Genomic DNA, 18,492 nt, shown 5'->3' with positions numbered 1-18,492 from the left:
CGCACTGTCAGGCGACGTTACGCACGATCACCAGCGGCGAGTGGGCGTGGTGCAGCACGGCGTGGCTGACCGAGCCGAGCAGCAGCCCGCCCAGCGCGCCCCGGCCGTGCGCGCCGACCACCACCAACTGACTGTCCTTCGACTTCTCCACCAGCATCCGAGCCGGGGCGCCGTCGGCCACCACGCCGGTGACCGGTACGTCCGGCGCGACCTTGCCGGCCTCGGCGACCGCCTCGGCGACGTGCCGTTCGGCCTGGTTGCGCAGGCCGGCACCGGCGGGCGCACCCGGGGCCGGGGCGAGCGGCGCCCGGGTCAGCGGCCAGATGAACGCGTGCACGACCCGCAGGGGCCGGTTCCGCTCGGCGGCCTCGCGAGCAGCCACCCGGACCGCGTCCAGCGAGGCGGCGGAGCCGTCCACACCCACCACGACGGGGATCTGCGAGTGGATCGTCATGTCGTCCTCCTTCACTCGTCCTCAGCCTGCCCGTCAGGCCGCCGGCCGGGCAGGGCCGGCGGTCCCGGCCTGCGGGTCGTTGGTCCCGCGAAGGCGGCGGGTCAGCCGTAGCACCAGCCCGGGCAGGACTCCGATCGCGGCGCAGGCGAGCAGGTCGAGTGCGCTGAGCGGCGACGTGCCGAGCAGGTCGCGCAGCGGCGGCAGCAGCACGCCCGCCACCTGGAGGACCGCGGAGACCGCGACCGCCACCGGCAGGGCGAGGTTGCGCTCGCGCGAGCCCGGGGTACGGATCGCGCGGACCGCCAGCGCCACACCGAGCTGGGCCAGGCCGAGCACCACGAACACCACCGACTGCCACGGCCGGTCCGCCGCGGCGGCCCACACGCCGGCGCCGAGCGTCGCCGCGGCGATCAGCGCGCCGGTGAGCAGCACGTCCCGGCCCAGGCCACCGCCGAGCACCGACTCCTGCGGCGAGCGGGGCGGCCGGCGCAGCGTGCCCGGCTCGGCCGGTTCCGCGCCGAGCGCCACCCCGGGAACGCCGTGGGTGAGCAGGTTGATCCAGAGGATCTGCGCCGGCAGCAGCGGCACCGGCAGGCCGAACAGCGGGCCGAGCAGCATCACCGCGATCTCGGCCACACCTCCGGCGAGCGCGTACCGCAGGAACCGGCGGATGTTGTCGTAGATCCGGCGGCCCTCGCCGATGGCGGTCGCCACAGTGGTCAGGTCGTCGTCGACGAGCACCAGGTCGGAGGCCTGCCGGGCCACCTCGGTGCCGCCGCCCATTGCCACGCCGATGTCCGCGCGGCGCAGCGCCGGGGCGTCGTTGACGCCGTCGCCGGTCATCGCCACCACGTGCCCCCGGTTTTGAAGGCCGGCGATGATGTCGAGCTTCTGCTCCGGCTGGGTCCGCGCGTACACCCGGGTCTCCGGGTGGGCGCGGCCCGGGTCGCCGTCGTCGCCGTTGGCGAGCGGATCGTCGTCGCGCCAGAGGCCGAGGCGCCCGCCGATGGCGGCGGCCGTCGCCGGGTGGTCGCCGGTGACGAGAACCAGCCGGATGCCTGCTTCCTCGAAGCCCGCGGCGATGCCCGGGGCCGCCGCGCGCAGCGGATCGCCGACCGCGACCAGGCCCAGCGGGCGCAGACCGGTCGGCCGGGCCGGGTCCGGCGGGGTGCCGACCACTGCCGAGGCCACCGCCAGCACCCGCAGCCCTTCGGCGGCGAGCCGGTGCGCGGCGTCGGTCAGCTCGGCCAGTTCCCCGGCGTCCGCGTCCACCAGCGGCGCGGCCAGCAGGTTCTCCGGCGCGCCCTTGCACACCACCAGGTAGCGGCCGTCGCAGCGGCGGTGCACCGTGGTCATCCGGCGCAGATCCTGGTCGAACGGCGCCTCCGCCACCCGGGGCCAGGCGTCGCGGGTGGTGTCCGGGTCCAGGCCGCAGCGGGCGCCGAAGGTGACAAGTGCCGCCTCCAGCGGGTCGCCGATCGCGGTCCACTCCGGCCGCTCGTCGGTCGGCGGCGTCACCGTGGCGTCGTTGCAGAGCAGTCCGGCGCGGGCGAGGGCGCGCAACTCGTCCGGGGCGCTCACCGGCTCGCCCCGGTGGTGCACCTCGCCGTCGGGCGCGTAGCCGGTGCCGGTCACGGCGTAGCGGTCGTGGCCGGGGACGACCGCGTACTGCACCGCCATCCGGCCCTCGGTGAGCGTGCCGGTCTTGTCGGAGGCGATCACGGTGACCGAGCCGAGGGTCTCCACCGCGTGCAGCCGGCGGGGGATGGCCCGGCTGCCGGCCATCCGGCGCGCGCCCAGGGCGAGGGCGAGCGTGACGACGGCGGGCAGCGACTCCGGCACGGCCGCCACCACGAGGCTGACGGCGGTGACCGCCATCTGCGTGACCGGCCGCCCGTCGAGCACGCCGATCGCGAAGACCAGCCCGGAGAGCACCACGGCGGTCAGGCCGAGCACCCGGCCGAGCGAGGACAGGCGCCGTTGCAGCGGGGTGGGTGCCGGCCGGGTCGCCGCGACCAGGGCGCTGATCCGGCCCAGCGCGCTCGCCGCGCCGGTGCGCACCACGGTTCCGGTGGCGCGGCCGGTGGTGACCACGGTGCCAGCGCTCGTCTCATCCCCCGCGACCCGGGCCACCGGCACCGACTCGCCGGTCAGCGCCGACTCGTCCAGGCTGAGGCGTACCGCGTCGGTGAGGTCCAGGTCGGCGGGCACCACGTCGCCGGCCTCCAGCCGGACCAGGTCGCCGCGGACCAGGTCGGCGGCGGGCAGCACGAGGTCGCGGCCGTCGCGGACCACACGAGCGGTCGGTGCCGCGAGCCGGTCCAGCGCGGCGACCGCCCGGTCGGCGCGTACCTCCTGCACCACGCCGATCACCGTGTTGATCAGGACGACCAGCACGATCACGGCGGTGTCCGGGTAGTCGCGCAGCAGCGTGGTCACCACGGCGGCGGCCAGCAGCAACGCCACCAGCGGGTCGGTGAGCTGGCGGAACACCCGGCCGCCCAGTCCGCGCTTGCGGGGGGCGGCCACGGCGTTCGGCCCGTCGGCGCGCAACCGGGCGGCCGCCTCGGCCGAGCCGAGCCCGGCCGCGGGGGCCGGCGAGATCTCGGTGGGCGTCGTCGCGGTAGCGGGCTTGCCGTTGATCACCACATCGTCCTCCATGTCGTCGCCGCCCGCGCCGGGCAGTCCCAGGATGCCGCGCGGGCAGGCCCGGATCGCAGGGCCGAGGGTCTGTCGGACCCGGGACCAACGACCCCCGCGCACGGGGCGGCGCGGCGCCCGGCTCGTCGGTAGCGTCGGCACGGTGAACCGGACACGACGCGCCGCCTGGCCGGAACCGCCGCCCCGTCACCGGTGGATCCGCTGGACGCTCGCGGTGTTCCTCCTCGCGTCGGCCGGGTGCGGGACGGGGCTCGGGGAGGAGAGCGGCGACGCGCTGGCACGCGACGCCGCGGCGGTGGAGGCGAAGCAGCTCAACACGGAACTGGGGCACCGCAACCGGCCCCGCGACGCCGCGTCCATCGCGGCCGCGGAGATCGTCCAGGAGGTGGAGGAGCCCGCGTCGGGCGGTGGTGGGACGGTCCGGCGGGAGGCGCTGGCCTGGTCCGGCCGCACCGCCGGGGACGAGCGGGCCACCGTCGACGTGCGGTTCGTGGTGACGGTGCCGGAGCAGCCGCCGGTGTCGGTCGGCGGCGCGAGCAACAGTGCCGGCGAGGCGGCGCGCTGCTACCGGTACGAGTTCGAGCTGTACCGCTACACGACGTACCACGAGATCGACTGTCCGAGCGGCGCCGCTCCCCCGCCGCCCACCGCCGCGCCGGTGCCGAAGGTGCCCGAGGACGGGCGGGAGCGGCTCACCGCCGTGCTGCGCACCGCCACCCCGGACACCCTCGCCGGCGCGGTGCGGGCGGCCTTTCCGCAGGACTGGATCACCGTCGACACGACGGTGCACGAGGGTGCGCTCGTCGCCGCCGTCGGCGTACCGGCCGAACGGGACTGCCTCCTGCTCGTCCGCACGCCGGCCGGGAAGATCGAGAGTCCCGGGTACGACCGGATCTGGCTGGAGCCGGGCGAGACCGGCTGCCGGACGGGCCTGTACGTGTCGCCGCCGCGCTGACGTTCCGGTTTGCCCCGCGGCCGCCGGGGCACCTCACGGTCATGACGGATCCGGAGCAGTTCCAGCGGCAGCAGGAGGACGCGCTCGAGCGCGGGCAGGTGTTCCAGGACGCCGAGGGGCGGCGTACCCGGGATCCGGGTGCCGGCGCGGAGAACGCGGAGAGCGAGGCCGACCGCAACGCCGAGCACCTGGCGCACGGCGAGGTGGGTCCGGGCCTCCCGGAGGACTGACGCGCTCCGGGGCCGACTGTCAATGTAGCGTTGACGGGTGACCCTGGCCCGCCTGTCCGAGATCACCGCGGCCCGGGTCCGGCTGGACGAGCGCGAACTGGACCTCATCGACCGGGCCCGCCACGACGGTGCCACCTGGGCCGAGATCGCGCGGGCGCTGGGCCTGGGCAGCCGGCAGGCAGCCGAGCAGCGCCGGCAACGCCTCCTGGTGGCACGGCGGGACCGCCTGACCCGGCTCGACCCGGCCGGCTCCCCGGACGTGCCGGCGCTCCGGACAGCCGTTGCCGACCTGCACCGCTGGATCGAGACGGACCGCGCGTGGGACGGCCGCTTCCCCCGCGCGTCGTTGACGCGCCGCACCTGCGCGCTGGCGCTGGACGCTCCCGCCGGGCCGTTGTACGCGCTGGCCACGCACCTCGCCGACGATCTGTCCGGGGCCGTACGCCGGCTGCCGGCTCCGGTACGCGACGCCGCCCGGCGGATCACGGCGGCGCTGTCAACAACACATTGACGTAACACCAGGTTATTGCCAGGCTTCGGCTCAACTCCCGAGGATGAGTCCTCAAGACTCAACTCTCGGGGGATCCATGCGTCGCAACGTCGTCCTGTTCGTGGCCGTCTCACTGCTGTCCGGGCTCGGCGGCAGCGCCATGGCCCTGGTCTCCGGCATCTGGATCCTCGACCTGACCGGTTCCACCGGGTTCGCCGCGCTGGCCGGTCTCTGCGTCTACGCGCCGACGCTGGCCGGACCGTGGCTCGGCGGCCTGCTCGACCGGGTGCCCCGGCGCCGGCTGGTGATCGGCGTCGACCTCGCGCTCGCCGCCGCGTTGCTGAGCCTGCTGGCGGTACGAGGGCCCGGCCAGGCGTGGCTGATCTACGCCGTCTCGCTCGCCTACGGCGTCGGGTACGTGCTCGTCGACGCCGGCGAGACCGCGTTGCTGCCCGCCGCGCTCCCCCCGGCCCGGCTGGCCGACGTAAACGGCTGGCGGTCGAGCGCGCAGGAGGGCATGAAGCTGGTGGCGCCGCTGGCCGGGGCGGGCCTGTACGCGTGGCGGGGCGGGCACGTCGTCGCGGTGCTCGCCGCCGCCGTACCGGTGCTCGCGGCCGCCCTGTACGGCGCGTTACGCCTGACGCGGACCGTCCCCGCCGCCCCGGCGGCACGCCCGGCGGGGGTGCGGGACGGACTCGCCGCCCTGCTGGCCCGGCGGGCGGTACGCGTACCGGTGGCGCTCGCGGCGGTGTCCATCGCGATGTCCGGCTTCACCACGGCGGCGCTGTACGACGTGGTGGTGACGGACCTGGCGCTGCCGTCGACGTTCCTCGGTGTGCTGGCCAGCGCGCAGGGCGGCGGGTCACTGCTCGCCGGGCTGGTCGTCGGCCGGCTCGTCCAGCGCCACGGTGAGGTGGCGGTCGGTGCCGCGGGCGCCGTCCTGTTCGCGGCCGGCTGTCTGGGGCGCTGCCTGCCGTGGTGGCCGGGCACTGTGGCCGCCTCGGTGACGGTCGGTGTGGGTCTGCCGTGGACGCTCGTCGCCGCGGTCACCGCCGTGCAGGCGTACACGCCGCAGGCGATGCTCGGGCGGGTCGCCGGGACGGCGAACACGGCGATGTTCGGCCCGATCACGCTGGCCATCCCGCTCGGTTCGGCGGCGGTCGCCCTCGGCGGGCGGCCTCCGCTGGTGGTAGCCGCCGTGGTGTGCCTGGCCGCCGCACTGGCGGCGACCTTCGGTGGACCTCGTCGGGACGGATCCGCCGCCGCGCCCGAGCCCGGCCGGGCCCGGGTCCGGGCGTGACCGGCTGCGGCCCGTCCCCAGGGGTGACGGGGGCGGGCCGCGGAATGGTCAGCGCCAGGTGTCGGTGAGGGCGCGGGTGCCGCCAGCGGGCGTGGTGAACGTCCGGTTGGCGCCTGATTCCCAGGTCACCGAACCGTCCGGGTTCTTCTTGACGTACTTGTACTCGACAGCGGTGTTCGCGGGCAGGTCGACGGTGGCCCGCCAGACCGGGTAGGCGGCGGACGAGAGGGCGACGGCGGCGGCCGGGTTCCAGCCGCCGAGCGCCGGGATGTTGCCGACCACGAACACGTTCTGCCCGTAGACGGTGGTCGCGGTGGCGGAGAACGTGGTGGCGACCGACGTGGTGACGGTGTCGCCGCGGAACGTCTCGGTCACCGCGTACGTACCGCCGGCCGGGGTGCTGAGCGTCCGGTTCGCGCCGGACTCCCAGGTGACGGCGCCGGCGGCGGTCAGCTTGACGAACTTGTACTCCACCGCGGTGGACCGGGGCAGGCTGACGGTGGCGCGGTAGGTGCCGCCGCCCTGCGCGGCGAGCTTGACGCCGTTCGCGGGCGTCCACGAGCCCAGCTCGGGGATGCTGCCGACGACGTAGACGTCCTGCCCGGCGGCCAGGTTCGCGGTGACGGTGAACGTGGTGGCGATCCGGTCCCCCGGGCTGACGGTGGGCGACGCGGACGGTGAGGCGCTCGGCGAGACCGTCGGGGACGGGCCGGCGCCCGGCCGGGCGTTCACGTGGATCGCGACCGCGTCATTGGCCGGGACGGTCACCGTGGCCCGGCCGCCGGACACGGTCACCGTGCCGCCGGTGCAGCCGCTGCCGGTGGCGAGGCCGGAGATGACGTCGCAGTACCGGCCGTCGGCGAGCCCGGTGGTGAAGGTGGCGGTGGTGGCGGAGCCGGAGTCGTTGATGCCGATCCACGCCCGGTCGCCCCGGTGGAAGCCGATCACGTTGCTGTTCACCGTGGTGAAGTCCGAGACTGTCTTCACCGGGCGGGCGGCGTTGGCCCAGCCGACCATGCCCTTGACACCCGTGGTGCGGGTCAGGCAGTTCCAGGCGGCGCCGCAGACCGTGTCGGTGACGCGTCCGGTGCCGTCGTGCGGCGGGGACTGGTTGCGGTCGGCCCAGGTGAAGCTGTCGTAGACCGACGGCTTGCCGTGCGGGTAGGCCAGCGCGAAGTAGTTCGCCAGGACGTAGTCGGTGCCGTTCTTGTACGACAGCACCACACCGTCGCGCTCCAGGTCGTGGTTGGTGACCATGGCGAAGACGTTGGCGCTCGGCGCGTCGAGGTTCCAGTTCGGCACGTTCGCCAGCGCCGAGACGGAGCCCTGGAACGCCGAGCGGATGCCCTTGGCGTACGCGAAGTCGAGCACGTCGCCGTTGCCGATGAACGCGCGGGCCTGCAACGCCGGGTTGCTGGCCCCGTCGAAGATCTCCTGCGCGACGTACGGCCGCCGGCCCTCGGCGACGGTGTCGTTCAGCTTGCCGAGGATGGCCGCGAAGTCGTCCTTGCGGATGTGCTTGACCGCGTCGACCCGGAAGCCGTCGACGCCGAGCCCGATCAGGTCGTTGAGGTACGCCGCGATCTTGTTCCGGACCGCTTCCTTCTCGGTGTAGAGGTCGGACAGCGACAGCAGCTCACAGCTGGTCACCTGGGCCTCGTTGTTCCAGTCGCTGATCGCGCCGCCGGTCGGGCAGTTGTCGCCGGGGCGGTGGAAGTCACCGGCGCCGTACGGTACGGCCGGGTAGCTGTAGCCGGAGAACTCGGTGCCGGCGTAGCCGCGCGTGCCGGCCGGGTTGTTGGTGCCGGCCATGTGGTTGACCACCGCGTCGACGTAGACGCGGACACCGGCGTCGTGGCACGCGGTGACCATGGCGGCGAACTGCTGGCGGTTGCCGAACCGGCTGTCCAGCTTGTACGACACCGGCTGGTACACCTCGTACCAGGGGTACGCGCCGTCGGCGCCGGCGGGCAGCTTCACCGACTCCTGCGGCGGTGCCACCTGCACCGCGCCGTAGCCGGCCGGTCCGAGGTGATCGGTGCAGGCGGCGGCGACCGAGGTCCAGTTCCATTCCCAGAGGTTGGCGGTCACCTCGCTGTCGTTGAGCGTGACGGCGGCGCGGGCGGGGGCGGCGGCGGGGGCGGCGGCGACGGCCACTGTGCCGCCGGCCGCGACGAGCGCGGCGGCGAGCAGCAGGCGACCGGCGCGGCCACGGGGGTGTGGTCTGGTGGATGGCATGGTCGGGGGACCTCTTCCGTGGGTTCGAAAGGGTGAGCGGGGTGGGGCGGCCGTCCCGGGTAGCGAACACGATGCGCCATCCATGAAAGTCTTTGCAATAGCTTGCGGCAAAGTTTTCGAAACCAGCAGGCAACACGAGTGGCCTCGAAATCCCTTCAAGCAGTGGCGATCCACGCTGGACCGGGCGCTCGGGCGCTGGGGTGATTCCCGATGCTCGGGACGCAGTGACCCGCCTAGCAGGACGACCGCAACTTCCGAGCAGATTTTCCAACGTTTGCGAACCGGGCGCCTCGCCGATCCGGACCTGCCGGAGACCGCTTCCACGTACCGTGTGGGTTGGATCCCGCTCACGCGGCGGCCGGCGCGCGCCGTGCTCGCGCGGGGCGGCCGGCCGGAGGGAGATGCCGTGACCGCGCCCGGTGTCCGCCGGTACGCCGTGGCCGGCGCGCCGCTGCGGTGCGACGCCCGGCACCACGGCCTGCTCGGTGACGGGGTGACGAACGATCAGCCGGCGCTCGCCGCGCTCGTCGACCGGCTCGGCGACGCGTACGACGCCGACGGCCGGGCCCGCGTGATCTACTGCCCGCCCGGCGTGTACGCCATCCGCGACGCCGCCACCGTCTGGCGCTGCGGGGTGTCGCTGGTCGGCGCCGGGGTGGGCGTGACCCGGTTCGTGCTGAGCAACGAGGGCAACCGGGCGCAACCGGTCCCGCTGGCGTTCCACACGGCCGAGCAGCACGGGGCGAGCCCGGACCGGCATCTCGCCCACTGCACGTTCGCCGACTTCGAGATCGACGGCTCTGGCGTCGCGTCGGCGGAATACAACCCGCTGGCCAAGGGCCTGGGGTTGCAGTACGTGATCGGCGGGACGTTCCGCAACCTGTTCATCCACCACACCGCCGCGACGGGGTTCGGCTGCGACTTCCTCCAGGACACCGTGATCGATGGCGTACGCGTGCTGGGGTGCGGCCGGATGGACGACGGCCTGGAGATGGGCGGCGCCGGTATCGGCATCGGCATCGGCGGGTGGGGGCCGGTCGAGCGGCTGACCATCACTGACTGCACGGCCGTCGGCAACGCCACGAACGGGATCTTCGTCGAGATGCAGTACACGGACCGGCCACAGCCCCGGGGTATCCGGATCATCGGTTGCCACGCCGAGGGCAACCGGTTCGGCATCTCCGACTGGGGCGCGGACGGGCTCATCGTCACCGGGTGCACCATGGTCGGCAACCTGGAGGCCGGCTTCCAGGTGTCGGCGAAGGGCACCACGGGCATCCCCGGGCGGGGCGGCCTGCTCACCGACTGTCTGATCGACGGCAACCTGCGCGACGGGGTGAACATCGGCAACACTCCGGGCCCCTACACGGTGCGGGGCAACCGGATCACCGGCAACGGCCGCTTCGGCTACCACCACCAGGATCTCGGGGAGGGCAACCGCGCCATCGCCGAGGAGATCGTCATCGAGAGCAACGACATCTGGGGCAACAGCCTGGACGGGATCCGCTCCGACCGCCCGCTACGGGACGCCGTGATCATCAACAACCGGATCCGGAACAACGGCCGGCAGTGCGCCCCGGCCGCCACCGGCGGTGGCGAGTCGGTGCGCTACACCGGGGACACCCTCGTCGACCAGCGCGCCGACTGGCCCCAGGACGGGCACCGGGGCAAGGTCCTGCGGGTCGGCCGGCGCTTCGCGGTGGTCGCCAGCAACGACGCGACCACGCTCGTGCTCGCCCCGAACCGGCCGGGCGTCTCCGGCGCCTGGAGCGCCGACACCCCGCCGCCCGGCACGCCGTACGAACTGCCGGCGTCCCCGGAGCACCGGGCCGGTGTCACGCTGAACGCCACCTGCGACTCGGTCACCGTGCGCGGGAACCTGATCCGGGACAGCGGCTCCGGCACGCAGACCGACGGCATCTGGATCACCGAGCGCGGCAGCTGCCTGAACTGCCGGGTGCTCGAGAACGACCTCGACGGCAACCACACCGCGATCCGCGCCGACACCCCGGCGGTCGGCGGGCACTGGGAGGGCAACCCCGGCGGCCAGTGACCGCCGAAAGCGTGGCGCGGCGGGTTCCGGGCCGGAGCGGGCGGCCGGCGGCTGAGTCACGACCGCCGGATCGCCAGCCGGTGGGCTTCCTGAGCCACAGCAGGTTCACCGCCCACTACCGGTCGGTGTTCGGCGTCCCACCCAGCCGTACGCTGCACGGCTGACCGGACGCGCCCGGTTCCGCGAACGGGGCGAGCCCCGGTCCGTCGCGGCGCGACGGACCGGGGCTCGCCCGGACACGGCGGATCAGGCCAGGTCGAAGCGGTCCAGCTCCATGACCTTCGTCCAGGCGGCGACGAAGTCGCGGACGAACTTCTCCCGCGCGTCGTCGCTGGCGTAGACCTCGGCCAGCGCCCGCAGCTGCGAGTTGGAGCCGAAGATGAGGTCGACCGCGGTGGCGGTCCACTTCACCTGGTCGGTCGCCAGGTCCCGGATCTCGTACACGTGCTCCTCGGACTCCGCCGCCTTCCACCGGGTGCCCGGGGAGAGCAGGTTGACGAAGAAGTCGTTGGTGAGCACGCCGGGCCGGTCGGTGAGCACGCCGTGCGCGGCGCCGCCGGCGTTGTTGCCGAGCGCGCGCAGACCGCCGACCAGGACGGTCATCTCCGGCGCGGTCAGGTTCAGCATGTACGCGCGGTCGACGAGCAGCACCTCCGGCTGGGTCTTCTCGCCCGGCCGCAGGTAGTTGCGGAACCCGTCGGCGCGCGGCTCCATCCCCCGGAACGACTCGACGTCGGTCTGCTCCTGGGTGGCGTCGGTACGACCCGGGTGGAACGGCACAGTCACCTCGACGCCGGCGTCCCGCGCCGCCTGCTCGACCGCGGCCGAGCCGGCCAGCACGATCAGGTCGGCGAGCGAGATCTGGGCGCCGCCCGCGGCGTTGAACTCCTGCTGGATGCCCTCCAGGGTGGACAGCACGGTGGCGAGCTGCTCCGGCTGGTTGACCTCCCAGTTGCGCTGCGGCTCCAGCCGGATCCGCGCGCCGTTGGCGCCACCGCGCTTGTCGGTGGAGCGGTAGCTCGCGGCCGAGGCCCAGGCGGTGGAGACCAGCTGGGCGGTGGTGAGGCCGGACTCCAGCACCTTCGCCTTGAGCGCGGCGACGTCGGCGTCGTTCACCAGGTCGTGCGCGACGGCCGGCACCGGGTCCTGCCAGAGCTGGGCCTCCGGCACCCACGGGCCGAGGAAGCGGCTGACCGGGCCCATGTCACGGTGCAGCAGCTTGTACCAGGCCTTGGCGAACGCCAGCGCGAACTCGTCCGGGTTCTCCAGGAAGCGGCGGGAGATCTTCTCGTACGCCGGGTCGACGCGCAGCGACAGGTCGGTCGTGAGCATCGTCGGCTTGTGCTTCTTCGACGGGTCGTGGGCGTCCGGGATGATCGCCTCGGCGTCCTTGGCGACCCACTGCTTGGCGCCACCGGGGCTGGTGGTCAGCTCCCACTCGTAGCCGAAGAGGATCTCGAAGAACCGGTTGCTCCACTGCGTCGGGCGGTCGGTCCAGGTCACCTCGAGACCGCTGGTGATCGTGTCGCCGCCCTTGCCCTCGCCGTACGTGCTCAGCCAGCCCAGGCCCTGCGACTCCAGCGGCGCGGCCTCCGGCTCGGGGCCGACGTGCTGGTCGGCGGGGCCGGCGCCGTGGGTCTTGCCGAAGGTGTGACCACCGGCGATCAGCGCGACGGTCTCCTCGTCGTTCATCGCCATCCGGCGGAACGTCTCGCGGATGAAGTGCGCCGCCGCGAGCGGGTCGGCGTTGCCGCGCGGGCCCTCCGGGTTGACGTAGATCAGACCCATCTCGGTCGCGCCGACGCCGGCCACCATGTCCTTCTCGGAGGCGTAGCGCTCGTCGCCGAGCCAGGTGTCCTCGGGGCCCCAGAAGATCTCCTCCGGCTCCCAGACGTCCTCGCGGCCGAAGCCGAAGCCGAAGGTCTTGAAGCCCATCGACTCCAGCGCCACGTTGCCGGCGAGCACCAGCAGGTCGGCCCAGGAGATCTTCTGGCCGTACTTCTGCTTCACCGGCCAGAGCAGCCGGCGGGCCTTGTCCAGGTTGGCGTTGTCCGGCCAGCTGTTCAGCGGCGCGAACCGCTGCCCGCCGTCGCCGGCGCCACCGCGACCGTCCTCGATGCGGTAGGTGCCCGCGGCGTGCCAGCTCATCCGGATCATCAGGCCGCCGTAGTGGCCGAAGTCGGCCGGCCACCAGTCCTGCGAGGTGGTGAGCACCTCGGTGATGTCCCGCTTCAGCGCCTCCACGTCGAGCTTGGCGAACTCCTTGGCGTAGCTGAACTCCGGGCCCAGCGGGTTGCCCTTGGAGGAGTGGGCGTGCAGCACCGACAGGTCGAGCTGGTTGGGCCACCAGTCGCGGTTGCTGCGCGGACGACCGCCGGTCTTCGGGGTCGGCGAGTCGATCGCCGGGTTCTCGCTCTCGCTGCCGTGCGCGGTCACGGAGTCGTGCGCGACCGGGCAGCCGGCCGCCTCCTTGGCGTCCACGCCCTGCGGGCTGACGGGCCGGTTGTCCTGGGTGTCGCTCATCTGCTTCCTTCCGAACTGGCGGATCACTGGGCGGTGGGGTCGGCCGCGCAGCCGGGGCAGGTGCCCCAGTAGACGACCTCCGCCTCGTCCACCACGAAGCCGTGGTCGTCCGAGGCGGTGAGACAGGGGGCGCGGCCGACGGCGCACTCGACGTCGGCGATGGCGCCGCAGGAACGGCACACGACGTGGTGGTGGTTGTCTCCCACCCGCGACTCGTAGCGGGCCGTGGCGCCGGCCGGCTGGATGCGCCGGATCAGCCCGGCGTCGGTGAGTGCCCGGAGCACATCGTAGACCGCCTGGTGGGACACGGTGGGCTGCTCGGCGCGGACCAGGGCGATCACCGTGTCGGTGTCGACGTGCGGGTGGTCGCGCAGCGCGGCCAGCACCGCCAGGCGAGGCCGGGTCACCCGCAACGAGACCGCCCGGAGCTGCGTCTCGAAGTCGGCCGTCATGCGACGACCCTAGCCCGCTCTTCTGGAATGAATCAAGTTTTCGCCTCGGTGTGTCGGCAGTCACATAGTCAGCCGGGCGCGCGAGACGGGGTGCCGCGCCTGGCGCGGCACCCCCGCCCCCGAAAAGGGGCTCAGGCGGCGGAACAGCTCGCCGTCGGTGTGTTGCTGTTGCCGTTCCGGTAGAGCGTGATGCGGAAGTTGTTGCCGTTGCCGTTCGGACGCGCGGTGCTGTAGTTGGACCACAGGCCGAACCGGGTGACGTCGGTGCCGTAGCCGTCGTACACCCGGTTGCGCCATCCGCCTCCTCCGGTCAGCCCGCGCCGGGCGCTCCGGCGTCGGCCAGGAGCCGCTGTCGCATCAGGAACTTGCGTACCTTCCCGGTGGGCCCCATGACCACGTCGTCGTCGGGGACCGTCACCACCCGGCGCAGCGTCGCGGACACCGCCGGGCCCAGCGCGGCCCGGACCCGGCCGGTACGGTCGTGCGCCGGATCGGCGTCGGCGGCGAGCAGGAGCAGCACGTCGGTGACTGTCGTGCCGTCCTCCCCCGCCGCCGCGAGGACCGTGCAGTCGCGGACGTCCGGGCAGTGCCTGAGGATGCGCTCCTCGGACAGCGCGGTGTAGAGCCAGGTGCCGCCGCCCAGGTGGACCGCGTCGCTGGCCCGGTCGACGTGGTGGTAGTCACCGGCCGCGTCCCGGTACATCAGGTCACCGGTCAGGTAGTAGCCGCCCAGCCGGGTCCGGTAGGTGGTGACCGAGTCGTTCCAGTAGCCGAGCGCCAGCGTCGGCGACTTCAGGCCGACGTGCCCCACCTGCCCCGGCGGCACCTCCGCACCGGTGTCCACGTCGAGCAGCGCGATCTCGGCGAACGGGTACGGCTTACCGACGCAGCGGTCGTAGCGGTCGCTGCCGAGCCGGTGGGTGATCCGGAACGCGCCGTGGCCCATCTCGGTGGAGCCGAGCATGTCGACGAACTTGGAGCCGGGGACGTCGACCATGCCGTCGCGGGTGTACGCGGGGTGGCTGCCGACCGCGACCAGCCGGCGTACGTGCGCCTCGTGCGCGCAGTCACCGGTGTTGAACCAGTTGCGCACCGAGCTGAGGTCGCGGGTGGTCAGGTCGACCCGGGCCAGCTCGGACCAGGTCACCGCGAACCCGAAGACGCCGGTGGGACGCCACCGCTCGATCGCGGAGAGGATCGTCTCGGCGCTGCGCTCGAACGGGCCGCCCTGCGCGGACAGGCAGAGCAGCTGGTAGCCGTTGCAGAGCGCCTGGTTGAGCGTGATGATGCCGGCGGCGTGCGCGGCCGGCAGCGCGGACATCTCCCGCACCTCGCCGTACGGCCGGGACTCGGTGAGCCGGACCGCGCGGATCGCGGCGAACAGTCCGTGGTGCGAGTGGACGATCGCGGCCGGCACCCGCGTGGTGCCCGAGGAGTGGGTGACGACCACCGGTTCCTCGGGGTGGTGCCGGTGGTGCGGCGGCGCCTGCGCCGGGTCGCCGGTGCCGGTCTGCGCCGCGTCACCGAGGATCTCCACGCCGAGGTCGTGCTCGGCAAGGGCGGCGTGGTCGGCGTCGACCAGCACCCCGGCCCCGCGCAACCGCCTGACGAACTCCGCGGCCAGCGGGATCGGCATGTTGCCGTTCATCAGCGCCGGGATCGCGCCGAGCCAGGTCAGCGCCAGAAAGTTGAGGAACACGTCGGGCGCGGAGGTCACGTACACCGCGACCGGGTCGGCCCGGCGCACGCCCCGTGCCCGGAACCAGGCAGCCCGGGCCGCGACCCGGTCGGTGAGCGTCGCCAGCGACAGCGGCGTCCAGGCGGGGATGCCGTCGACGTCGGCGTCGAACGTCACGCGGGGGGTCTCCATGTCGGCGCCGTGCTCGGCCAGCCGGAGCAGCACGTTGCCCGCGCCCAGCTCCATGTCGGCCGCCAGCGCCGCCCGGAGGTTGTCGGCACCCAACTCCTCGCCTCCTCAGCTGACACGCGTCACGGCCGCGCCCCGTACCGGCCGCCGAGCGGGGACACGATCAGGCTAGAGCGCCCGCCACGCGCAGACAATGGTCGATGTACACACAGTCAGGAGACATCGCGGTTGAACAGGTGCGACGACCAGAACAGGCTGGCGGCGGCCAGCCCGGACATGATGAGCGCGCCCTGCCACACCACGTTCTGGGTGATCTGGCCGGCGAACAGCGCCCGCATGCCGTCGGTGGCCCAGGCGAACGGGTTCCAGACCGCGACCCGCTGGATCCACATCGGTGCCAGCACGAGCGGGATGAGCACGCCGGCGAGCAGCGACACCGGCTGGCCGACGGTGTTCACCAGCACGCCGAGACTGTTCTCGTTGCGCACCAGCAACGCGATGTCGTACGAGATCGAGGTGCTGAGCAGCACCATCACCGACAGCAGCGCGTACGACACCAGCAGGTTCGCCAGGTGCACCCGCAGGCCGAACGGCAGTGCCACCACGGTGACCACCACCGCCTGGACCACGTTGAGGCACACGTGCATCAGCGCCCGGCCCAGCAGCAGGCCGGTCCGGCTCACCGGCGTCACCCGGCACCTGTCGATGATGCCCGCGCGCAGCGCGCTGAGCAGGCCGTAACCGGCGAACAGGCCGCCGAACAGGCCCATCGCCACGAACAGGCCGGGCACGTAGATGCGGTACGCGTCGGCGTACGACGAGGCGCCCCGGTCGACCATCACCACCTTGAGGAACGGCGCGAACAGGATCAGGTAGGTGATCGGCTGGGCCAGGCTGAACGCCACCATCACCGGGTTGCGCACCATCAGGCCGGCCTCCTGCTGGAAGATCAGCCAGGTGTCGCGGACGAGTTTCACGCCGTACTCCTCTCGCGTCCGGTCACTCGGCGAGCGACCGGCCGGTCTTGGCCAGGAACACGTCGTCGAGGCTGGGCCGGCGGGCCTCGATCGCGCCGGGCTCGATGCCCCTGTCGTAGAGCGCGCGCATGATCTGCGGGATGGCGGTGGCGGCGCTGTCCACGTAGAGCCGCAGCGTGCCGTCGACCGGCTCGGCCGCGTGCACGTACGGCGCCTCGGCCAGCAGCTTCGTCGCGGCCGGCAGGTCGCCGCCGGTCTCGCCCGCGACCTCGGCGGCGAAGTCGACGGCGACCACGTCACCGGAGATCTCCCGTTTGAGCGCCGACGGGGTGCCTTCGGCCACGATCCGTCCGGCGTCGATGATCGAGACCCGGTCGCAGAGGCTGTCGGCCTCGTCCAGGTAGTGCGTGGTGAGGAAGATGGTCATGCCCGCCTCGCGCAGCCGCCGTACCTCCTGCCACATCCGGACCCGGCTGGGCGGGTCGAGCCCGGCGGTGGGCTCGTCCAGGAACATGACCTGCGGTGAGTGGATGACGCCGAGTGCCACGTCGAGGCGGCGGCGCTGCCCGCCCGAGTACGTCTTGATCTTGCGGTCGGCGAAGTCGTCGAGCTGGAACGCGCGGATCGCACCGGCGGCCAGCTCCTGCGCCACCGACTTGGACAGCCCGTGCATCCGGGCCTGGAGCACCAGATCCCGCCGGGCGGTGGAGTCGTCGTAGGTGCCGCTGGCCTGCGCCACGAAACCGATCCGCCGCCGGACCTGCGCGGGCGCGCGCAGCAGGTCGACACCGGCGATGGTGGCCGCTCCCCCGCTGGGCCGGATCAGCGTGGCGAGCATCCGCAGCGTGGTGGACTTGCCCGCACCGTTCGGGCCGAGGAACCCGACGATCTCGCCGCGCCGCACCGCGAAGTCGACGCCGCGTACCGCGTCGACTGTGGTGGCGCCGCGCCCGCGCCCGACCCGGAAGGACTTGCGTAGGCCGGTGGCCTCGATCATCGAGCCTCCTCGTGCGGCACGACGCCTGCGCGGGTGCGTCAGGTCAGGCTAGTTCGGCCCCGACGGCTGGACAACGGTCGATGCGTCAGCCGCCGGAAGCCGTCCGCGCCAAGGCGGCGAGGCGCGCCGCCGCCGCGCGGGCGCCGCCGGCCGCGACGAACGACTCCCCGACCCGGCGCGCTCCCGCCCGGTACGCGGGTTCGTCGAGCACCGCGCTCAGCGCCGCGGTCAGCTCCGCCGGGGTCGCCGACGCGAAGGAGACCTCCAGACCGGCGCCGGCCCGACGCACCTGACGTGCCACCGCCGGATGGTCGTGCCGGATCGGCGCGACCACCACCGGCACGCCGTGGGCCAGCGCCTCGGAGACCGTGCCCAGCCCGCCGTGGGACACCAGCGCGTCCAGCCGGGGCATCAGCTCCAGCACCGGCACCCGCGGCGCGACCAGCACGTGCGGCGGCGGGTCGGGCACCAGGCCGGCGCCGGCGGTGAGGATCACCTGGACCCGGTCCGCGAGCGGCGCGGTCGCCGCCGTCATCCGCCGGTAGAAGTCGGCCGCGAGGTGCTCGGCCATCGTCCCGACGGTGACCAGCACGTGCCGGCGGCCGGGATCCCATTCCTGCCAGGCGAACGCCGGTGCGTTAGGCCGCCGTCCCAGTGCGGGCCCGGTGAGCACGCAGCCCGGCGGCAGCGGCGCCGGGCCGGTCAGCGCCGTCGTGGTCAGCCCGAGCACGAGGTACGGCGAGAAGCGCAGGTCGATCGTCTCGTCCACTGGTACGCCGGTCATCGCCCACACCCGGCGGACCTGGGCGCGCACCCAGTCGGTGAAGTCGGGCATCTGCTCGACCGGCGGCGTCAGCTCCAGCATGCCGACGCAGAACGTCGCCCACGGCAGCCCGCGGCGGTGCGCGGCGAGCGCGCCGGCCAGCGCGTACTGGTCGGCCACCACCACGTCCGGCCCGTACCGCTCGACCGCCGCGTCGGCGGCGTCGCGGATGAACCGGTTCGCGGGCAGCACGTGCCCCTCCCAGAGGCTGCGCACCGAGGCCGGCCCGGACGCGCCGTCGGGGCGGTAGTAGCGCTTGCCGGTCGGGAACAGGGTGGCATCGGGGCCGACGAGCGGGCGCAGGTCGCTGCGCGGCCCGACCCAGGCCACCTCGTGCCCGGCCGCCTCCAGTTCCTGGGCGATGGCGACCGGGGCGTGCAGATGGGACTCCACCGGCAGCACGACGAACAGGAAGCGAGCCACGTCGATATGATCGCACACGCGTTGACATCCACCGGCGTCACTGATCTGA

14 protein-coding genes and 1 pseudogene are annotated in these 18,492 nt (G+C 73.5%); 5 read left to right on the top strand and 10 right to left on the bottom strand.

Features of this window, described 5'->3' with window-relative positions; genetic code table 11:
• Positions 1–10 precede the first annotated feature (10 nt).
• Positions 11–454: pseudogene (locus GA0070215_RS05760) on the bottom strand (universal stress protein); the annotation flags it as partial.
• A 33-nt stretch (positions 455–487) separates the two neighbouring features.
• Positions 488–3,115 carry a cation-translocating P-type ATPase gene (locus GA0070215_RS05755; protein ID WP_244166881.1) on the bottom strand — a complete coding sequence of 876 codons (2,628 nt, stop codon included), beginning with the start codon at positions 3,113–3,115 and terminating at the stop codon, positions 488–490.
• Between the two features lie 142 nt (positions 3,116–3,257).
• Between GA0070215_RS05755 and GA0070215_RS05750 the strand changes: the two genes are divergently transcribed.
• The 4 genes from GA0070215_RS05750 (at position 3,258) to GA0070215_RS05735 (ending at position 6,090) form a co-directional block, all read left to right on the top strand.
• Entirely contained in the window at positions 3,258–4,070 is an 813-nt protein-coding gene (locus GA0070215_RS05750) for a hypothetical protein (protein ID WP_244166880.1), read from the top strand.
• A 41-nt stretch (positions 4,071–4,111) separates the two neighbouring features.
• Positions 4,112–4,300: a hypothetical protein gene (locus GA0070215_RS05745; RefSeq protein WP_018783964.1), complete on the top strand. Its 189-nt coding sequence runs from the start codon at positions 4,112–4,114 to the stop codon at positions 4,298–4,300.
• 37 nt (positions 4,301–4,337) lie between these two features.
• The gene (locus GA0070215_RS05740) at positions 4,338–4,811 is read left to right on the top strand and encodes a hypothetical protein (RefSeq protein ID WP_091042605.1); all 474 of its coding nucleotides are present in this window, start codon (positions 4,338–4,340) and stop codon (positions 4,809–4,811) included.
• A 76-nt stretch (positions 4,812–4,887) separates the two neighbouring features.
• Positions 4,888–6,090, top strand: coding sequence for an MFS transporter (locus tag GA0070215_RS05735; protein WP_244166879.1), 1,203 nt, complete (start codon positions 4,888–4,890; stop codon positions 6,088–6,090).
• A gap of 48 nt (positions 6,091–6,138) precedes the next feature.
• Here GA0070215_RS05735 and GA0070215_RS05730 read toward each other — a convergent pair whose 3' ends face one another.
• The gene (locus GA0070215_RS05730) at positions 6,139–8,328 is read right to left on the bottom strand and encodes a carbohydrate-binding module family 20 domain-containing protein (RefSeq protein WP_091042604.1); all 2,190 of its coding nucleotides are present in this window, start codon (positions 8,326–8,328) and stop codon (positions 6,139–6,141) included.
• 406 nt (positions 8,329–8,734) lie between these two features.
• On the opposite strand from GA0070215_RS05730, the gene GA0070215_RS05725 reads away from it, so the two are divergent.
• On the top strand, positions 8,735–10,381 hold the full coding sequence (locus GA0070215_RS05725; RefSeq protein ID WP_018783962.1) for a right-handed parallel beta-helix repeat-containing protein: 1,647 nt from the start codon (positions 8,735–8,737) through the stop codon (positions 10,379–10,381).
• A 246-nt stretch (positions 10,382–10,627) separates the two neighbouring features.
• Here GA0070215_RS05725 and katG read toward each other — a convergent pair whose 3' ends face one another.
• From katG to GA0070215_RS05695, 7 genes are all read right to left on the bottom strand, one after another.
• A complete protein-coding gene (katG, locus tag GA0070215_RS05720) occupies positions 10,628–12,904 on the bottom strand; it encodes a catalase/peroxidase HPI (protein WP_091042597.1) in 2,277 nt (758 codons plus the stop codon).
• Positions 12,905–12,927: 23 nt separating this feature from the next.
• Positions 12,928–13,356, bottom strand: coding sequence for a Fur family transcriptional regulator (locus GA0070215_RS05715; RefSeq protein WP_018783960.1), 429 nt, complete (start codon positions 13,354–13,356; stop codon positions 12,928–12,930).
• Positions 13,357–13,487: 131 nt separating this feature from the next.
• Positions 13,488–13,640 (bottom strand): hypothetical protein, encoded by a 153-nt coding sequence (locus GA0070215_RS28370; RefSeq protein ID WP_167361481.1) that lies wholly within the window; start codon positions 13,638–13,640, stop codon positions 13,488–13,490.
• A gap of 26 nt (positions 13,641–13,666) precedes the next feature.
• Positions 13,667–15,319, bottom strand: a complete 1,653-nt coding sequence (locus GA0070215_RS05710) for a class I adenylate-forming enzyme family protein (RefSeq protein ID WP_091042593.1) — start codon at positions 15,317–15,319, stop codon at positions 13,667–13,669.
• 116 nt (positions 15,320–15,435) lie between these two features.
• The gene (locus GA0070215_RS05705; protein ID WP_018783957.1) at positions 15,436–16,200 is read right to left on the bottom strand and encodes an ABC transporter permease; all 765 of its coding nucleotides are present in this window, start codon (positions 16,198–16,200) and stop codon (positions 15,436–15,438) included.
• 22 nt (positions 16,201–16,222) lie between these two features.
• The gene (locus GA0070215_RS05700; RefSeq protein WP_091042590.1) at positions 16,223–17,197 is read right to left on the bottom strand and encodes an ATP-binding cassette domain-containing protein; all 975 of its coding nucleotides are present in this window, start codon (positions 17,195–17,197) and stop codon (positions 16,223–16,225) included.
• A gap of 85 nt (positions 17,198–17,282) precedes the next feature.
• A complete protein-coding gene (locus tag GA0070215_RS05695; protein ID WP_018783955.1) occupies positions 17,283–18,443 on the bottom strand; it encodes a glycosyltransferase in 1,161 nt (386 codons plus the stop codon).
• Positions 18,444–18,492: the final 49 nt, after the last annotated feature.

Source organism: Micromonospora marina, from assembly GCF_900091565.1.
Taxonomy (GTDB): domain Bacteria; phylum Actinomycetota; class Actinomycetes; order Mycobacteriales; family Micromonosporaceae; genus Micromonospora; species Micromonospora marina.
The sequence above is the reverse complement of the archived record's forward strand: the minus strand, read 5'-3'. Positions and strand labels throughout refer to the sequence as shown.